This is a genomic window from Candidatus Thiodiazotropha sp. AKAK2, from assembly GCF_058244685.1.
Genome location: NZ_JBSYOP010000028.1, coordinates 79,151 through 96,907, shown reverse-complemented (window position 1 = coordinate 96,907; position 17,757 = coordinate 79,151). Strand labels below are relative to the sequence as shown.

The window sequence follows — 17,757 nt, the reverse complement described above, 5'->3', positions numbered from 1 at the left end:
ATAAAGGTCGCTGAAATCGACTTAAGGAATCCATATCGATGAATCTTCAACGTGTTACCTATGTCTCCGAACACCTGTTACCCTTGACACCGGTCTATACAATGGGAGAGGGGTTGGGGAGAGGGTGTACGCGAAGCGTTTCACCTGAAGATAAGATAAAAAACTCATTGGACCTTCATCTTTACCACTTTGAATTCTTATGAAGACTATGGCGCTCATTCTCCCCCTCTCCCCCAGCCCCTCTCCCACAAGAGGAGAGGGGAGCGAATATCCCTGCCCTTTTGATTTTCCGAGATAATACCAGCTCAGCAACAATCACCTTTGAAGGCCAGCAGGCTGGGATAACAGGCTACTGCCCTGCTGTCATCAACTCCACCCACAAGCACGCAATCCACTCCAGCAGCGCTTGCACCCCCAAGATCACGCCGGATCGAATCACCGATAACCAGGCAATCCTGTTCACGACAACCCATTGCTTTCACAATGCGCCTGAAGGGCTTTGGTGAGGGTTTCACCATGCCATGATCCGATGAAAAAGAGATCGCCTTGAACAGGTCGTCAATCCCCCTGTCACTAAAGGTTCTTAGCCACCTCTCCTTCGGCGCCCAGATATCGATCACTGCGGCAAGCGTGAACTTGCCTGCAAGCGCCAGCAGCGCCTCAACATACTGATCCGGTATATGACCATGCTCATGAAATGAGAATGTGCTGATGATTCTGTCGACCTCCGAACGGGACAGGTAAGAATCAGCCACCGCAGAAATGGCCTCTTTTACGGTTGGAAAGTTATCCCTGTAACGTTCATCAGAATAGCGCACATCCAAATAGGCATAGATCGTTGCAATCAGACGATTGATCGAATGCTTCTCCAGTTTGCCACCGATTTCGTGGTAGTACTCTGAATAGTCTTCGTTATTACCGAACCGGTCTTCACCAAACATGAAGGTACCGTTCATATCCAGCAGAATCGCCTTTTTCGATTCGAACACCATGTTCCCCCTTCTCCCTTGGGCGGGACTGTCATCGAGTTACCGCTGACTACTCCCGATGCTCAACCTAAAACTCTATTTACAGTTCACTGCTTATCGAAAAGGGTAAGCTGTACATCATCCAACCAGGCCGTACCCGCATCATTCAATACCGCGGTAATCTGTAAATGAGCCGCCTTGGCCGGGACAACCGCGGTAACTTCAATCCGTTGCCACTCATGGCTGCCTGTTACAATCTCTGAAGAGATTTCGCTAATGAATTTCTTATTGGCTTTACGAAACACCAGGCTAATGTCGAATCCTTTCGCGCCCAGCGCTTCGCTTTTGATCATGGCGCTCAGCTTGACCGATTTACCCACCGCACTATCCAGCGGCAACCATTGATTGATCATTCCCCAGGCCTGAACCAGCTTGCGTTCGATACGGTAGCTGTGTTTACCATCGGTACTGTCGGAGGTGTCGATGGATACCTCATAGGCTGGCTCACCCGCATGCTGGGAGAAGCCCCAGCCTTTCACGAATTGGTCCGACTGTTCGAAACTCGGATTTTTCAATGGCAGTGATATGGATTGCGCTGATTGGCTTTGCTGTTGCGGCGGCGGGCCCTGTTCGGCCAGCTGATTCTCACCACTGCAGGCGCTAAGCATCAGCGATACAGTGACCATCAAAAATAGGTAAAACATACTGTTCTTCATGAAGATTAACCAAATAAAGATCTATCGCAAATAAACGCCAATCACCGCGAACAACTTTCACATTGCGCACACGATTTGCGTAGACTCAAGGTGATCGGCGCTAATTTGCGGTTAATTCTCTTAGGGCCTGTTAACACCAATTACCATTTCCGTTTGATTCAATAGAGCTTGAATCTCTCAGTTGTCTGATACCAGGCCGTTTCATCCACCGTCGCCAGAGCATCAAGATCTTCAACCGATGCATCGGGATTATCAACCCACTCCCGTAACAGACCGGAACCATTGATCAGATCGATGGCAAGCCGATCGAACTCGTACTCATAGGCGAAATCACGCCATAGGGGATAATCGGGCTGCAACTGGCGCAACGCCTTGAAGACCAGCGCCTGGAGACGCCAGGGTTTGAATTCGCCATGACGGTAGTACGCTTCACTGTCCACATGGATCTGAATGCCCTGACAGAGCTGATGGGCATGCTTGTGGAAGGTTGGCTCGAACCAGCAGGGACGCAACCGACATCCTCCAAGCCAACCGGGACTCAACTCATACAAGGTTTTTATCAACTCTGGTGCATCGATATCCGGCGCACCGCACAGCTCCAAGGGTCTGGTGGTACCGCGCCCTTCTGACAGGGTTGTGCCTTCCAGCATCACTGTCCCCGCATAACATCTGGCCATCGACAGGTTGGGCGCATTGGGACTGGGGTTGATCCATGTCCGCTCCACCAGTGGCCAGCCGTAACCCGGTGCTGATTCCGGTTGCCAGCCGCTCATGCGGATCACCTCACACTCAACATCGATCTTGAAGTGGTCGATGAACCACAGGGCCATCTCACCCAGAGTGAGACCATGCCGCATCGGCATCGGACCGGCACCAACAAAGCTCTCCCAACCATCACGCAGCATCAAACCTTCAACCGGTCGGCCAGCAGGATTGGGGCGATCAAGCAGCCAGACCGCTTTGCCATGATCCGCGGCTGCTTCCAGCATATAACGCAGGGTGGTGATGAAGGTATAGATGCGACAGCCAAGATCCTGCAGGTCCACCAGCAGCAGATCGAAGCTATCCATCATCTCTGCCGTAGGACGGCGCACTTCCCCATACAGACTGAATACCGGAATACCGAGACGGGCGTCATACTCATCACCGCTCTCAACCATGTTGTCCTGCTTGTCGCCACGCAGACCATGTTGAGGACCGAACGCAGCCGTCAACTCAAACTCCGGCAGCGCTGCCAGAGCATCCAGGCTATGGGTCAGATCAGCAGTGGTTGAGGCTGGATGAGCGAGCAAAGCGATACGCTTCCCAGCCAAAGGACGCCGCAGTGCAGCTTCCTCGATCAGACGGTCAATTCCGAACTTCATTCCGGGACGATCCTCACTCAGCGAAATAAGAGGCTTGACCTGCTAGGGCCTGTTAACACTACTCCAATCGATTTCAGTCGCGTTTCTTCGCCAGCACCAGGGCATCGTACAACATAATCCCCACACCGAGGGTGATGGCTGAGTCGGCGATATTGAATGCGGGCCAATAGTGCTGTTGATAGTGAAAGTGCAGAAAGTCGATCACATGACCAAACAGGATACGGTCGATCACATTGCCAATCGCACCACCGATGATCAGCGAGAGGGAGACGGCCACCCACTTCTCCTGCTGCTTCAAACGCCACAGCCAGATGGTCAATACGGTGGTCACCACGATGGCGAGCACGGTAAAAAACCAGCGCTGCCAGCCCCCCTGATCGCTGAGAAAGCTGAACGCCGCACCCTTGTTGTAGAGCAGGGTCAGATCAAATATCGGCCACACATAGACCGGCTCGTAAAGCGTCAGCATTCTGTCGGCCATCTGCTTGGTCAACTGATCCAGCAAGATCACAACAAAGGAGAGCCACAACCAGTTGATCATTTCGATATCCCTTTGAAAATGTCTCAGGCAAAGCGCCGGGTTTCACCAGCTCCGCTGACATTCTCCACACAACGACCACAGAGCTCCGGATGCTCCGCATGACTCCCCACATCTTCCCTGTGGTGCCAACAACGAACACACTTGGCATGCGGCGAGGTGGTGACCTGAACGCCCACACCCAGGGTCTCATCCAGTTCGACATGATCCGGCTTTTGCGCCATCGGCAACGCCTTGGCATCCGAGGTGATCAATACGAAGCGCAGTTCATCCTCCAACTTCGCCAGCGCGTCGATCAACTCATCGTCAGCATAGATGGTGACATCCGCATCCAGCGAGGAGTTACCTTCTGCTCGAAATGACTCCATCGCCTTGCTTGCCGCTTCCCGCAGGTTGATGATCTGCTGCCAATAATCCGCATTGAAGGGATCATTGGGATCCAGGCCAAACAGACCTTGATACCACTGCTCCAGAAACACACTCTCACTGCGCTCACCCGGCATGGACTTCCAGATCTCATCGGCGGTGAAACTGAGGATAGGTGCCAACCAGCGCACCATCGCCTCGATGATATGGTACATCGCCGTCTGACAGGAACGACGGGGCAGGCTGTCCGCCTGGGTGGTGTATTGACGATCCTTGATCACATCCAGGTAGAAACCACCCATTTCATTGACACAGAAGTTGTGAATCTTCTGGTAGATGACATGAAATTGATAGTCCGCGTAGGCCTCAATGATCTCCTGCTGCAGTTGCAGGGTTCGATCCACCGCCCAACGGTCCAACTCGATCATCTCTTCTGGCTCGACCCGATTCTGTTGCGGATCGAAACCGTTCAGATTGGAAAGCAGAAAGCGGGCTGTATTGCGAATCCTGCGATAGGCATCCGCAGTACGCTTGAGAATCTCGTCGGAGACGGTCATCTCATTGCGATAGTCCGTGGCGGCAACCCACAGACGAATGATATCCGCCCCCAGGGTCTTCAGCACCTTCTGCGGCGCTACCACGTTGCCCAGGGACTTGGACATCTTGCGCCCTTGAGCATCCACGGTGAAACCATGGGTCAGTACCGCCTTGTAGGGGGCACAGCCGTTCATCGCCACCGAGGTCATCAGCGAGGATTGAAACCAGCCGCGATGCTGGTCAGAACCTTCCAGATAGAGGTCGGCGGGAAAGGCCAGGTTATCTCTGGCATCCAGCACACAGTGGTGAGAGACACCGGAATCGAACCAGACATCCAGGGTATCGGTCACCTGCTCATAGTCGGCCGCCGCCTCACCGAGGAACTGATCCAGTTCGAGATTGAACCAGGCTTCAAAACCCTGCCCCTCAACCAGCTGAGCGACCTTTTCAATCAATGCGGGCGTGTCTGGGTGAAGCTCTCCACTCTGCTTATGGATGAACAGGGTGATCGGCACCCCCCAGGTACGTTGACGGGAGATACACCAGTCGGGGCGATTCTCCACCATTCCCTGGATACGGGCCTTGCCCCAATCGGGCATCCAGCGGACCTTCTCGATCTCCTGCAGGGCCCGTTCCCGCAATCCACTCTGATCCATGCTGACAAACCACTGCGGAGTGGCACGAAAGATGATCGGGGTTTTATGGCGCCAGCAGTGTGGGTAGCTGTGCCGCAGCCGCTCTTCGTGCATCAGTGCACCCCGCGACTGCAGTACCTCGATCACCTGTTCGTTGGCGGAGAGCACATGCAGTCCGTCAAACAGTTCGGTACCCTCGACGAAGCAGCCATTACCGCCCACCGGGTTATCCACCGGCAGGTTGTAGCGCATACCTACAAAATAGTCATCCAGGCCGTGGCCTGGGGCCGTGTGCACGGCACCGGTACCCGCCTCCAGAGTGACATGCTCGCCCAGAATCACCGGCACCTGGCGATCGTAAAAGGGATGCTGCAGCATCAGGCCTTCAAAGGCCTCCCCTTTGGCATAGGCCACCACATGGTAGTGTTCGATCCCGAAACGATCCATTACATCCTTGAGCATGTCGTCGGCAATCACCAGACGCCGTTTGCCCTGCTCGCCCTCATACTCAACCATCGCGTACTCGTATGAGGGATTCAGCGCCACCGCCTGGTTGGCAGGCAGGGTCCAGGGAGTGGTGGTCCAGATGACAAATGAGATCGGCCCCTCGCCACCCCCTTCGGGCACATGGTGGCAGCGCTCCAGCAACGCAGACTCATCCACCAGGGAGAAAGCGACATCGATCGCGAAAGAGTCCTTGTCCTGATACTCAACCTCGGCCTCGGCCAGGGCGGAGCCACAATCGGTACACCAATGGACCGGCTTATAGCCCTTCTGAATGTGGTCATTGGCAACGATCTTACCCAGCGAGCGAATGATATCCGCCTCGAACTGGTGATCCATGGTGAGATAGGGGTGATCCCAGTCACCCAGCACCCCGAGACGGATGAAATCCTCCCGCTGACCGTTCACCTGCTTGCTGGCATACTCGCGGCACGCTTTACGAAACTGAGCGGTGGTGATTTTCTTGCCCGGCTTACCGATCTTCTTCTCGACCTGCAGTTCGATCGGCAGACCATGACAGTCCCACCCCGGCACATAGGGGGCGTCGAAGCCGTCCAGGGTACGACTCTTAACAATAATATCCTTGAGGATCTTATTAACCGCATGACCAATGTGAATATCGCCGTTGGCATAGGGAGGCCCATCATGCAGGTGAAAAGCCGGCCGGCCCGACGAGGCCTCGCGGATCTTTTGGTAGAGCTCACGCTGCTGCCATTTTTTCAACATTTCAGGCTCGCGCTGAGCCAGATTCCCCCGCATTGGAAAATCGGTTTTTGGAAGATTAAGGGTCTGCTTGTAGTCGCTCACTAAGTGCTACCTGTCAGGGGTGCAAAAAATAGGATATTGAAACTTAAAAACGCCTCTGGCGCAAAGTTTCCGCTGAGAAATGTTAAACATACGCTATCACAGCCGGGAAAGCCGCCGATCCCCGCCTTTCATGCCATGACAGCCTCGCTGAGAGTCGGTCAGGATGTAACTCGAAAACAAGTGGCGATGAAGTTATGGATCAGCCCGCACCGGCCAATACGGCTCTGGCCTGGTCCACATCCAGCAGGATCTGTTCACGCAGCGCCTCGAATGACTCAAAGTTCTCCTGATCCCTGAGCTTCTCCACAAACTCCACCGAGACATGCTCACCATAGACCGAGCGGTTAAATTCGAACAGAAAGACCTCAAGCAGGTAGCGGGTATCCCCAGCCACCATGGGACGCACACCGATGTTCGCCACACCGGGCAAAGGCTGCTCTTCAAGCCCGCCTACCTTCACCGCGAACACACCATCGAGTGGACTGACCCGCCGGTGCAGATCAATATTCATAGTTGGGAAACCAATGGTTCTGCCCTTCTTGGCGCCATGCCCAACCCGGCCACAGATCCGGTAGGGTCTACCCAGACAGAGCGACGCTCCCTGCAGATCCCCCTGCGTCAGCAGCTCGCGGATTCTGGTGCTGCTGACACGATCTGCATCCAGGCGATAGGTATTCATGTTCTCAACTTCAAAACCATGTTGCCTGCCGGCTGTTTTGAGCACCTCGAAGTCCCCTTCCCGGCCATGGCCAAAACGGAAATCGTCACCAACCGATAGAAAGCGCACCCCCAGCCCCTTGACTAACAGCTCTTCGACAAATGCATCGGCCGACATGGAAGCCAGGCGTCGGTTAAACTCCAACACCACCACCCGCTCGACCCCGGTATCCTCGATTGCCTGCAATTTCTCCCGCAGACGGGTCAGGCGGGCCGGGGCGTTTTCCCCCTGAAAGAATTCACGGGGTTGAGGCTCAAAGGTCACCACGGTGGTTGGCAGACCCAGTAATTCGCCCTTTTCCAGCAGATGACTGAAGACCGACTGATGCCCCAAATGTACCCCGTCAAAATTGCCAATAGTGGCAACACAGCCGTGATGATCAGCTCTGAGATTGTGTAGACCGCGAACCAGTTGCATAGGGAAACCACTCTGAACGAAGCGGTCAATTATAGGCCCTGCGGCACGATTGAGCATCCCTATCTCTAAAGATTATGGGGTTAATCCGGATCCTGAGGGAAAAAGGTCTGCCCTGGACAGTAAAAACACCACTATCCAGGCAGACAACACGCAGCTATACGAAAATCACTGTCGCTATTGAGAATACGCCTGCCCGGCTGGAATGGATTCAGTTTTTCAGGGAGCGAAAGTGGGCTAACCGGCCACCGAGCAGAAAAAAGCTTGAAAAATAGAGCAGCATGGCGATCACAATCAATCCGGCAAGACGCCAGATCCGATCCCAACTACCCACTTCCAGCCAGCCATCCACCGCCCCGGCACCCCACCAAAGCATCAACCCCATGGCCAGGGCGGAGAGGGTGATGCGTACCAGCAGCATCAGCCAACCGGACTCGGGCCGATAGATCCCCTGCTTGATCAGTGCACGATAGAGAAGGTAGGCATTCAGCCAGGAAGAGAGGGTTGTGGCCAAGGCCAAACCGGCATGCGCCAGAGGGAAGACCAACATAAGGTTGAGAACCATGTTGGCAACCATCGCAATGATACCGATTCTGACCGGGGTCTTGGTGTCCTGGCGGGCATAAAAACCCGGCGCCAGTATCTTGATCAACATAATCGCCATCAGACCGGGTGTATAGGCCATCAGACTCAGCGTCGCCATATCCACATCATGGCGATTGAAGGCGTCGGAAAAAAACAGGGTTGCCAGCATCGGACCGGCCAGCAGAAACAGACCAACCGCAGCCGGCACCCCCAGAATCAGGTTGAGACGCAGCGCCCAATCCAGCGTACGGGAAAACTCCGTGGCGGATGCCTCGGCGTGTTTTCGGGAGAGGTTGGGCAGAATCACCGTACCCAGCGCCACCCCCAATACCCCGACAGGAAACTCCATCAATCGATCGGAATAGTAGAGCCAGGAGATACTGCCACTAACCAGAAAGGAGGCGATCAGGGTATCGAGCAGCAGATTGAGCTGACTGACGGAGACGCCAAACAGTGCCGGAATCATCAGCCGCATCACCCGCTTCACCCCCGGATCCTTGAAAGCCACCCTGGGTCTCGGCAACAATCTAATCCGCCTAAGAAAGGGCAACTGAAAGAGGAACTGAACAATCCCTGCAATCAACACACCCCAGGCCAGCCCTTTGACCGGCTCATCCAGCATCGGCGATAGCCATACAGCACAACCGATCAGCGAGAGATTGAGCAGCACCGGGGTGAACGCCGGTACGGAAAAGCGGTTGTGGGCGTTCAGGATGCTGCCGGCAAATGCGGTCAGGGTAATGAAGAACAGATAAGGGAAGGTGAGAGTGAGCATCTCTACCGTCAGCTCATATTTCCCCTCGGCCTCATTCCAGAAACCCGGCGCAAAGATCATCACCAGTACCGGCGCGGCAATCACACCGACCAGAGAGACCAGCAGCACGATCAGCCCCAGGGTCCCCGCCATATTGTCGACAAACCCGCGCAGCTCACCCTCAGGGCGCTGTGTACGGTATTCACTGAGTACCGGCACAAAGGCTACGGAGAAGGCCCCTTCAGCAAACAATCGGCGCAGAAAGTTGGGGATCTTGAAGGCGACAAAGAAGGCGTCGGTGGCCGCATTTGCACCGAACATCCGGGCAAGCACCAGATCCCGCACAAATCCCAGGATACGCGAGAGCATGGTGTAGCTGCCGACAGCAGCGAATGAGCGAAAAAAAGAGGCCAGGATCTGTTCCTTACATCAATCTGGTTGTTAAATCGCCAGTTCTAGTGATCCCGCGACAATACCAGTAGAAACCGGACAGATCAAAGCTGTTGACAGGGGAGCTTTTTTTGGAGAGAATTCGCCCCCTTTGAAAAGCTAGTATCGTCCAGGAGAGAACCTTGGCCAATTCAGCCCAAGCTCGCAAACGCGCGCGCCAAGCCAACAATCGCCACAGCCGTAATCAGGCCCAGCGTAGTGAAATGCGTACCCACATCAAGAATGTCGCCAAAGCCATTGCGTCCGGATCTAAGGAAGCCGCTACGGAAGCCTACAAGCTGGCCGTTCCGGTGATCGACAGCACAGTCAGCAAAGGTCTGGTCCACAAGAACAAGGCAGCTCGTCATAAGAGCCGTCTGAATGTGCAGATCAAAGCGCTGTAACAGGCTTTAGAGAATCTGATAAAAAACCGGCCCTTGGCCGGTTTTTTTCTGCCTTCTAAGGGCAGACAGGTCAGTTTCACAGGGTTTCCGGCGCGACCGGCACACCGAAAACCACCGCTCAACAGGCAACCCTATCTGATCACCACCGATCAGACAGACGCTTCCTGCCGACGCCCAACCCAGACCATACCAAGCAGACCGGAGCCCAACAGCCAGAAAGCCGCAGGCAGTGGTACAGGGGCTGGCTCTTCAACAGAGTCGCCATAGGCAAAGTGCTGGGTCCAATAGGTGTAGAGGGGATGTTCGAAAATTTCGCCATCCAACTGAATGGGAGGGATATCAGCACCATCCCAGACATACCCCACACCCAGGTCATCAAATACGCCATTCAGAATCGTGTTTCGATGACCGGCACTCCCCATCCAGCCTCCGGAGCCTCCTGTCTGGTCATACCAGGCGTCCCAATGGCCGCCGTTTAGCCCATTTCCAAGCGTCTCCCAGCCCGATGCCCTGATATCGAATTGTGACGTGAAGAAATCATTGATCTGTTCGAAATCCTCTGTGCCGTACATCACATCGCGAGCTGCATCGATGGCCGCTGAAGGGGTGTTATAGCTCGGCGCTTCCCGCCCCTGACCGGCGGCGATGTTTTCGCCCCAACCGTTGTAGTCATACCCCCCGTCACTGATGCGGTCAGCCGGAGTTGAGCCACTGTTGGGACCGGCCAGAGTGGTATGGCTGAAAAAATTGTAGCCCGCCATCGATTGGGAGTGTGCCAGTGCGGAATCGTGCAGACGATCGTCCCGCTGCACCGGGTCGAGATTATGAAAACTCCGCTGCAGGTTGACCAGATTCAGAACCGCCAGCTCCTCAGGTAACCAGACGGCGGCCTGCAGTGCCATTGGAGCCACCAGTACGGTGCTCAGCAACAGCCCCAGGCTCAATTTAGGATCGAATGAGAAACGATTCTTCTGTTTATTTTTGTCATGACTGACCATGATCTGCTTGCTCCTTGCAGTAATGCAATTCCAAAATTTTTATTGTTACCTACAGCCTAATGCGATGGTATAGAGTCTGGCATGCCGGGTATCAGGCAATAAAGATCTATGCGCACAGTTTACGTGACCAGGCACGCAATTCACGGTTTACACGTTCACGCCGTTTATTTAAGCGGCTCCACACCACATAAGTTTTATCGTGATCAAAATACAACCATCATGCCATGAGTAATCGGATCAGCTGAGCAAGATGCAGAGCGGGTCTGCCAGTCTGCGTCTCGATCTGATGCCGGCAAGAGAAGCCGTTCGCCACAATCAGCGCCTCTGGCCGGGCATCCAAAGCAGGCAGTAATGCCTGCTCCGCCATCGCCTTCGCGGTTTCGTAATGCTCTGCCTCCAATCCAAAACTACCTGCCATGCCACAACACGAAGCCTCTATCATCTCGAAATTGACTCCGGGAATCTGTTTCAATACTTTGCGCATCGACTTCATCGCCCCAACCGCCTTTTGGTGGCAATGGCCATGCACCACTACCGGCTGCTGTACGGCTATGGCCTGTTCAGACCATGAGAGATTGAGTCTACCCCCCTTGATCCCCTTGGCCAGAAACTCTTCAAACAGAACTGCCTTACCGGCCACAAGATCAGTCATCATGCCCAGACCCAGAGCCCGGTATTCATCCCTCAGGGTGAGCAGACAGGACGGTTCAAGCCCGATCAATGGGATCCCTCTTTGGGCGTAAGGCGCAAGCTTCTTTAAAAGTTTTTCAGCCTGTTGCCTCGCTTCTTCGATCCGGCCCTGAGACAGATAGGTACGACCACAACAGTAGCGCTCCTTCTCATCCAGCGCACCAATCAGACTGACCTGACAGCCTACAGCCTGCAGCACCTCAACCGCGGCAGTCAGGATATCGGGGGAATAGTGTTTGCAAAACGTATCGGCAAAAAGCACCACAGGCTGACCACCCTCAATCTCCCTCAGGGTATATTGCCGGGGCGCTTCAACCGGTTCCGGCAGAGGTGATTTTGCACTGATGCCGAGCAGGCGCTCAGCCAGGGTGGCGATCCAGGGGCGACGATTTCTGATGGCGATCAGTTTGATCAGCCAGTGCCGTTTCGCCAGCAGCTCCGGCAGCTCCGAAAACAGCCTGGCTCTGAGAGACAATCCCTTGCTGGCATTCAGTTGGGCCAGATACTCGATCTTGATGCGCGACATATCCACATTGTTTTCGCACTCACGCTGGCAGCCCTTACAACTGACACAGAGATCCATGGCTTCAACCAACTCGGAGGTAATCATACCACCATTCCTCAGTTCACCATTGAGAGCCGCTTTCAGCAAACGAACACGGGCTCCGGTCGACAGGCTGGGATTTGCATCCAATCTGAAACTGGGACACATCACCCCTTTTGCAAGGCTTTCACAACGACGGCTGTTGATACAGACCGCTACAGCCTTGGCAAAGTCCCCACCTATTTTGGGTATATCCGCATAGGCATCTCCCATGCCGGCATCCCGATATTCCGACCAATCCAGATAGCTCTTCATAATCAATCACTCAAAAAAACAATTGAAGAGTTGAAGATGCAAAAGAGATACCACTGCCTGTAGAAACAGCTAGGTACTACCGCCTGTCAGGGTTGTTTAACACTTGCTGAGTAGTACAACCAATCGAGAAAAAGGTACTGAACCCAACACCCTGAATAGATGAAAAAGCACACCCAATTGATCCTAACGGTCAGTACTGCAATGCCAATTCCTGTTCGATAGCCACACAAGCCATTCTAACGATTGTAGGATTCACGACAATATCGAACATGAAGTACGACAAATTTCCAGTCACTTTAAAGCCTTGTGAGTTTCCCGCCAGCATTCACTTTTCCAATAACATCTCACAAAACAACGGGGCCACTTGAAGTGACCCCGGTTGCATTAATAGCTATCCATAGCAACTGTTACCGGTCATCCGGATCAGTCATCCTTTTTCTTTACTTTGAAACCGGTGATCAGCACGATGTCATCTGTTGCATAGTCGTCATAGTCAGACATCATCTCATCACTGGAGTGCTGAATGGCGACTACCGCCACCTTACCATTACCAAAGAACTCAAAACCGGTAGGCTCGGCCGATTGATCTTTGACAGACAGTACACGCACGCAACCATCGGTTTTGATATCCCGATCGGCGCCATCCGGCAGACAGGCAAACACATCACCGTTTGAGTGATCTTCAATAACGTAAAGATTGCCGGTATGAGGCTGGAACGCCAGATTATCCAGTGAATTGAAGTCAGCATCCCCTTCAACAAAGCGATTCACAACAACGCTTGCGATTGTCTCGTCGGCAAGCATCGGGTCTGAGTCGATACCACAGATCACTTCACCATAGTTCTGCGCAGCTTCACGGCCTGTATTGGCCCAGCAGAAACGGACACCGGGACCAGCGTATGTTGGATCTTTGTGGAGATCTTCAGGACGATAGTATCCGGTTGCACCATTGTTGTTGGCATCACGACGGGCATCAACGGCACTAACGCTGATCCAGGAACCGTTTCCAATTTCACAACCCTGACCATAGTTCACCGTAAAGCTGCTGGAGGTACCTTCCCTGCAGGAGGCACGAAAGGCATACACCGAACCGGAAACCAGCGGGGAGTCCTCAAGCTTATCGATCACTCCATCCCTATGGGCAACATCAGGAACGAATTTAAATATTGCACCACCGTCCACATCAGAATCATCTCCACCATCGCCAGCCAGATCCCAATCACCCGGACGCAACTCGTCGCCACCGATAACCACACCGTTATCCAGCACGGTCAGCCCTTCCCAGGCCATGGTAGGCAAGGCATCGCGCTTGACCACATTCATCGAGACTTCATTGTCTACAGTAACAATAGTGCCCGTGGCGCGGTCTGTTACTGTGTGATTTACTGTATTCAGCGGATTGATGATCTCATAGGCCTGACCGGTACTTGTCTCTTCAGTAGCCAACACTGAGCCCCAGGCAGTGGTGCGAATACCATCACAACGGTTCATGCCACGCAGAATGGTAGAGACACTGCCATCCTCCAGGTCAATCGACTGTACAGATGGATTCATCTTTTCCAGACCGCTGTCGAGAGTTCCGATTACCTCGTCACCACCCTCGATACAGAAGATCAAGTGACTCGGATCGTTCTCATTTGGCCAGAAGCTGAACATATCGGCCTTGTTACCTGCATCGCGAGTCAGTATCTTCGCTTTCAGTCCGTTTGCCAGTTCAATCAGATCATAGGCATTCTGTCCAGGTATGCGAGCAACGTTGCCCTCAGCCGAGTTCATCAGAGGCTTTTTGATTCCAAACAATTTCTTTGATTTGTCGTACATTTTTTTCTGAACGTACAGACCAAAATCCATCTGATCATCATCAGCCTGCACGCTAACCGGTACCAGAAGACTGGCGGCAACCAGCGCAGCGCAGCTCTTAAGTTGAAATTTCATCGTCGCTCCTCTTAGATTCAAAATATTCTATGTATAAAATGAACCATTGAGTTTGAACTTGAAAACTTAAGGCTGTTTAACAACACCTTGACAAAGCGGTGATACTTTCATGAACTGATGGTAACAATCGAGAACTGATATCATGTTCTCAGAGAATTAACAAAAACATAATACAATCTTAAAATAACTTCCAGATCGGCTTCAGATTCCATCCATGCTTTTTAAATCACAACTTATAACTGATTCAGCTATTCTGCAGAATCCCCACAGAATCCATGTAACTCCACATAGGCTTCACCACCAACTTCACCAGCAACCGAAGCAGCACCTTCCCAGTAGGTAGGAGTCAACCAGGCACCTGCTTTTGGCCTGACCTCCTGATCTTTTAGGTAGGGTTCTATGGTCAGCATTTGATCTTCCACTTCGAGCTGCCATTTACTTGGGTACTTACAACCCGTTTCATGGCTCTGCCAATAGTCCAATACCTTTAAATCAAACTTATCCAATGTATAGCTTTTTGTATTGCCTTCTGCATCATACTTGACCAGGAGGGTTTCTCTAATCGCTTTCGCCTCTTCAAAATAGAACAGCACCATTTGTGTATTGTCTGATAATCTTATTGAAAACCATTGCCATCCCGTGTCGATAATCTCTTCAAGATCACCATACTGGCGATCAAACCAAGCCTCACCCGTTACTTCCAGTTTTTCCCCTTCGACTACAATATGACCGTCAACATCCATTTTCGGTCTGGAGTAGTAATAGGTATATCCTCCTATTTCATATTCATGAGACCTTCCACCATAGTGAAGCAGTGGAGGCTTTGACGCCTTGAGAAATAAATCATAACTGAATACCCCTAGTTCAGCCGTTAATCTATCGACCCCACCTCCTCCTTTTGCCATCATTGGTTTGATAGATCCAACATTTAGATAAAAACTCTGAGTATACTTTTTTGGGATCATTAGCCTGGTCAAAGTTTCGTACTGAAATGTTTGATTCGTTATGTCAGTAAGCGATCCGTGAGCCATCATCAGATTAGGCTGCACTGAAAAAAAGACCATCTGAAAACCGAACCTCCGGCCATTCCCAGCCGTAAGATTGCCATTCCAATACCACCACTGAATATACTCACCGTCGATAAAGGCATCGTCCTCAGGCAGCTCAACGGTTCGAATTGGGTTCAATGTCTTTGTTGCACAGGAGATCAGTGACATCAACAGCAACAGCATAACTACTCTTGAGAGAAACCTCACAGCTGCTCCTCGACACAATTCTGAACTGAATCCTTTGGGCTTGCTGCAATGATCAATGAGGGCAAAAGCACCAAATCAGCCAGCAGAGCCATGATGAGCGCCATACATGAGAGATACCCCATCCTGACGATAACCTCCGTAGAGCTGGTTAACATGGATACGAAACCCGCTAACAAAATCAGGGTTGTCACCAGTAGCACAGGCGCGATAGCTTGAAGTGTGCGGTGGACTGCGAGAGTGACACTCTTGACCTGCTGAAACTCTTTTTGATACCTCACAATCATATGGATTCCGTCATCCACAATAATTCCAAGACAGATTGTAAACACCATGATCGTTGCATACTGTAACGGCTGATCATTGATAACCAGTAGCGCCGCAACACTTGCTAATGGCAGTATATTCGGCAGAAAACTAATCAACCCCAGTTTGATTGACTTAAGAAACAGGGAGAGTACAAAAAATATAATGGCAACAGCGCTCAATATACTGATCAGCAGGTCCTGAATCATATCGACACTGCCTTTGGCGGCTGCCAGTGAAATCCCCTGCAAGTCGAGACTAAACTGATCACTAGCAGCATTTAACTGAGCCAACTTCTTTTCCAGTTGCTGTATTGTTTCCAGTTGCTGATTCGAGCCATTATCTGGCAGACGCACCAATATCACGGCCTCTCCTGATGGCTCATGATAAAACCGCCTCACCAGTTTTTCTGGCAAATAGACCAGCCTTGAAAACTGTAGGGAGAGGTCTTCAGACGCACCGGGCAATACCCTTAACAGATCAACCACTGAAATGGAGTTTTTCAATCCAAACTGATCTGCGAGATCTGCTTGAACTCGCTGTATCAACTCAACAGCCTGCGGAGACTCCATTACTCCTTCATTTTTTGACTGAATGACAATATTCAGTGGCTGAATCCCATTTAAATGTCGATCCGCCAGCCTCATTGCTTCAGAGACTTCGTGATCTTGAGGCAGATTTTCCCGAAACTGAAAATCTGTCGTTAATTGTTGAGCCTGGTAGACTGCAATAGCCGTAAGAATAACACCGACACTTACCACAACGGCGGCATTGTCCCCGATCACAAGCAGTACTTTTTTTAATACCCGATTATCAGCTAGCGTGATATCCAATCGGCGAGAATTAACGACAACATCATCCTCTAAAAAAACTGCAGATGCCGGGATGAAAATAACAACTGCTATAAAAGTCAGCAGAACCCCTATCGAGGCATGTAGGGCTAACTCATGAATAACGGTTGAATCTGTGGTGATCAACACCGCAAATCCAATCGCGGTCGTTATTGACGTAAGCATACAGGCCAATCCAACATCCTTCACTGCCCCAATAGAAGCTCCGACCCTGGAAAACCCCTGAATACGACGACGCTGGACAGCAAACATAAGATGAATGGCATCGGTAAAACCGATAACCATCACTAGCGGAGAGATCATCTGATTAATTACATTCAGCTTGCTCCCCATAAAGCCCATGAAGCCTAAAGTCCAGATCACTCCGAGCAACGGACCAGCGGTAATAATCATCGAAAGCCTTAGGGAGCGAAATAGAAACAGAGTAATCGAAAAGGCCAAAAAACCACCAATCGAATTCAGCAAGATCTGATCACGGGTCGATTGACTCTTTAATGCAACTCTGATTGCCGCATTACCAGTAACAAATACCGCCAATCCCGCCCCGCCATCAGCCTGAGCAGTGATCGTATGAATATGATCAATTACCTGACTAATCTGATCATGACGGTCATAACCCTCCTCCAATATTCCGATAGCTAGGGTTAAGCTGCCATCTTCAGATAGCAGCTTGTTTTTCACCATCGGATGGACACCAATGGCCGCCAGGCTCGCTTCAAGATTCTCTTCCATGGAATCCACTGACAACAGGGGCTCAATTTTTCGAATTGATGAATTCTGTTTAGGAATGGAGAATATGGAAAACAGAGACTCTATTGCTGGACTGTTTTCTATCTTTTCTACAACAGAATGTAATTGATGAATGGTCGGCTCAGTTAGAATCTTGTCTGATCTGAACAGAATCACCAGCTCCTGATCATCAGCAGGAAACGTATTCAGAAACTCTTCAAGCGCTTGATACTCTATCCGGTCTGTTTTAAAAAGACTTTTATAGTCATCATTGAATTGAAGCTTAGCTACACCCAACAACATTACCAGGGTTATAACTGCCAATCCCACCAGCAACAGTCTGCTTTGCCGGACTGTCGAAAAGAATTCTTGTAGTGAGTTACCAATCACCAATACT

The 17,757-nt window shown here is 51.7% G+C and carries 13 protein-coding genes; 1 reads left to right on the top strand and 12 read right to left on the bottom strand.

Annotation, left to right across the window (positions count from 1 at the left end; genetic code table 11):
• Positions 1-305: 305 nt before the first annotated feature.
• The 7 genes from AC4IE8_RS12535 to murJ form a co-directional block, all read right to left on the bottom strand.
• Positions 306-992, bottom strand: a complete 687-nt coding sequence (locus AC4IE8_RS12535; RefSeq protein WP_490791155.1) for an HAD family hydrolase — start codon at positions 990-992, stop codon at positions 306-308.
• 83 nt (positions 993-1,075) lie between these two features.
• Entirely contained in the window at positions 1,076-1,672 is a 597-nt protein-coding gene (locus AC4IE8_RS12530) for a hypothetical protein (RefSeq protein WP_068987491.1), read from the bottom strand.
• 170 nt (positions 1,673-1,842) lie between these two features.
• Positions 1,843-3,048: an exo-beta-N-acetylmuramidase NamZ family protein gene (locus AC4IE8_RS12525; RefSeq protein ID WP_068987490.1), complete on the bottom strand. Its 1,206-nt coding sequence runs from the start codon at positions 3,046-3,048 to the stop codon at positions 1,843-1,845.
• A 73-nt stretch (positions 3,049-3,121) separates the two neighbouring features.
• Positions 3,122-3,589 carry a signal peptidase II gene (gene lspA / locus AC4IE8_RS12520; RefSeq protein ID WP_068987489.1) on the bottom strand — a complete coding sequence of 156 codons (468 nt, stop codon included), beginning with the start codon at positions 3,587-3,589 and terminating at the stop codon, positions 3,122-3,124.
• 23 nt (positions 3,590-3,612) lie between these two features.
• Entirely contained in the window at positions 3,613-6,435 is a 2,823-nt protein-coding gene (ileS, locus tag AC4IE8_RS12515; protein ID WP_490791154.1) for an isoleucine--tRNA ligase, read from the bottom strand.
• A gap of 199 nt (positions 6,436-6,634) precedes the next feature.
• Positions 6,635-7,570, bottom strand: coding sequence for a bifunctional riboflavin kinase/FAD synthetase (ribF, locus tag AC4IE8_RS12510; RefSeq protein ID WP_490791158.1), 936 nt, complete (start codon positions 7,568-7,570; stop codon positions 6,635-6,637).
• 208 nt (positions 7,571-7,778) lie between these two features.
• The gene (murJ, locus tag AC4IE8_RS12505) at positions 7,779-9,320 is read right to left on the bottom strand and encodes a murein biosynthesis integral membrane protein MurJ (protein WP_071891706.1); all 1,542 of its coding nucleotides are present in this window, start codon (positions 9,318-9,320) and stop codon (positions 7,779-7,781) included.
• Positions 9,321-9,478: 158 nt separating this feature from the next.
• Here murJ and rpsT point away from each other — a divergent pair, with 158 nt between their 5' ends.
• Complete coding sequence (gene rpsT, locus AC4IE8_RS12500; protein ID WP_068987485.1) at positions 9,479-9,739, top strand: 30S ribosomal protein S20; 261 nt, start codon at positions 9,479-9,481, stop codon at positions 9,737-9,739.
• A gap of 149 nt (positions 9,740-9,888) precedes the next feature.
• Here the strand turns inward: rpsT and AC4IE8_RS12495 are convergent, their stop codons facing one another.
• The 5 genes from AC4IE8_RS12495 to AC4IE8_RS12475 form a co-directional block, all read right to left on the bottom strand.
• Positions 9,889-10,737: a VPLPA-CTERM sorting domain-containing protein gene (locus tag AC4IE8_RS12495; RefSeq protein WP_490791153.1), complete on the bottom strand. Its 849-nt coding sequence runs from the start codon at positions 10,735-10,737 to the stop codon at positions 9,889-9,891.
• Positions 10,738-10,954: 217 nt separating this feature from the next.
• A complete protein-coding gene (locus AC4IE8_RS12490) occupies positions 10,955-12,286 on the bottom strand; it encodes a (Fe-S)-binding protein (protein WP_490791152.1) in 1,332 nt (443 codons plus the stop codon).
• Positions 12,287-12,709: 423 nt separating this feature from the next.
• On the bottom strand, positions 12,710-14,221 hold the full coding sequence (locus AC4IE8_RS12485; protein WP_490791151.1) for an alkaline phosphatase PhoX: 1,512 nt from the start codon (positions 14,219-14,221) through the stop codon (positions 12,710-12,712).
• A 248-nt stretch (positions 14,222-14,469) separates the two neighbouring features.
• On the bottom strand, positions 14,470-15,453 hold the full coding sequence (locus AC4IE8_RS12480) for a lipocalin-like domain-containing protein (protein WP_490791150.1): 984 nt from the start codon (positions 15,451-15,453) through the stop codon (positions 14,470-14,472).
• 20 nt (positions 15,454-15,473) lie between these two features.
• Entirely contained in the window at positions 15,474-17,750 is a 2,277-nt protein-coding gene (locus tag AC4IE8_RS12475) for an efflux RND transporter permease subunit (protein ID WP_490791149.1), read from the bottom strand.
• Positions 17,751-17,757: the final 7 nt, after the last annotated feature.

Excerpts from the sequence above, each read along its gene's own strand:
- AC4IE8_RS12535 (WP_490791155.1), bottom strand. The coding sequence starts at position 992 with ATGGTGTTCGAATCGAAAAAGGCGATTCTGCTGGATATGAACGGTACC.
- AC4IE8_RS12530 (WP_068987491.1), bottom strand. The coding sequence starts at position 1,672 with ATGTTTTACCTATTTTTGATGGTCACTGTATCGCTGATGCTTAGCGCC.
- AC4IE8_RS12525 (WP_068987490.1), bottom strand. The coding sequence starts at position 3,048 with ATGAAGTTCGGAATTGACCGTCTGATCGAGGAAGCTGCACTGCGGCGT.
- lspA (WP_068987489.1), bottom strand. The coding sequence starts at position 3,589 with ATGATCAACTGGTTGTGGCTCTCCTTTGTTGTGATCTTGCTGGATCAG.
- ribF (WP_490791158.1), bottom strand. The coding sequence starts at position 7,570 with ATGCAACTGGTTCGCGGTCTACACAATCTCAGAGCTGATCATCACGGC.
- AC4IE8_RS12495 (WP_490791153.1), bottom strand. The coding sequence starts at position 10,737 with ATGGTCAGTCATGACAAAAATAAACAGAAGAATCGTTTCTCATTCGAT.
- AC4IE8_RS12490 (WP_490791152.1), bottom strand. The coding sequence starts at position 12,286 with ATGAAGAGCTATCTGGATTGGTCGGAATATCGGGATGCCGGCATGGGA.
- AC4IE8_RS12485 (WP_490791151.1), bottom strand. The coding sequence starts at position 14,221 with ATGAAATTTCAACTTAAGAGCTGCGCTGCGCTGGTTGCCGCCAGTCTT.
- AC4IE8_RS12480 (WP_490791150.1), bottom strand. The coding sequence starts at position 15,453 with ATGCTGTTGCTGTTGATGTCACTGATCTCCTGTGCAACAAAGACATTG.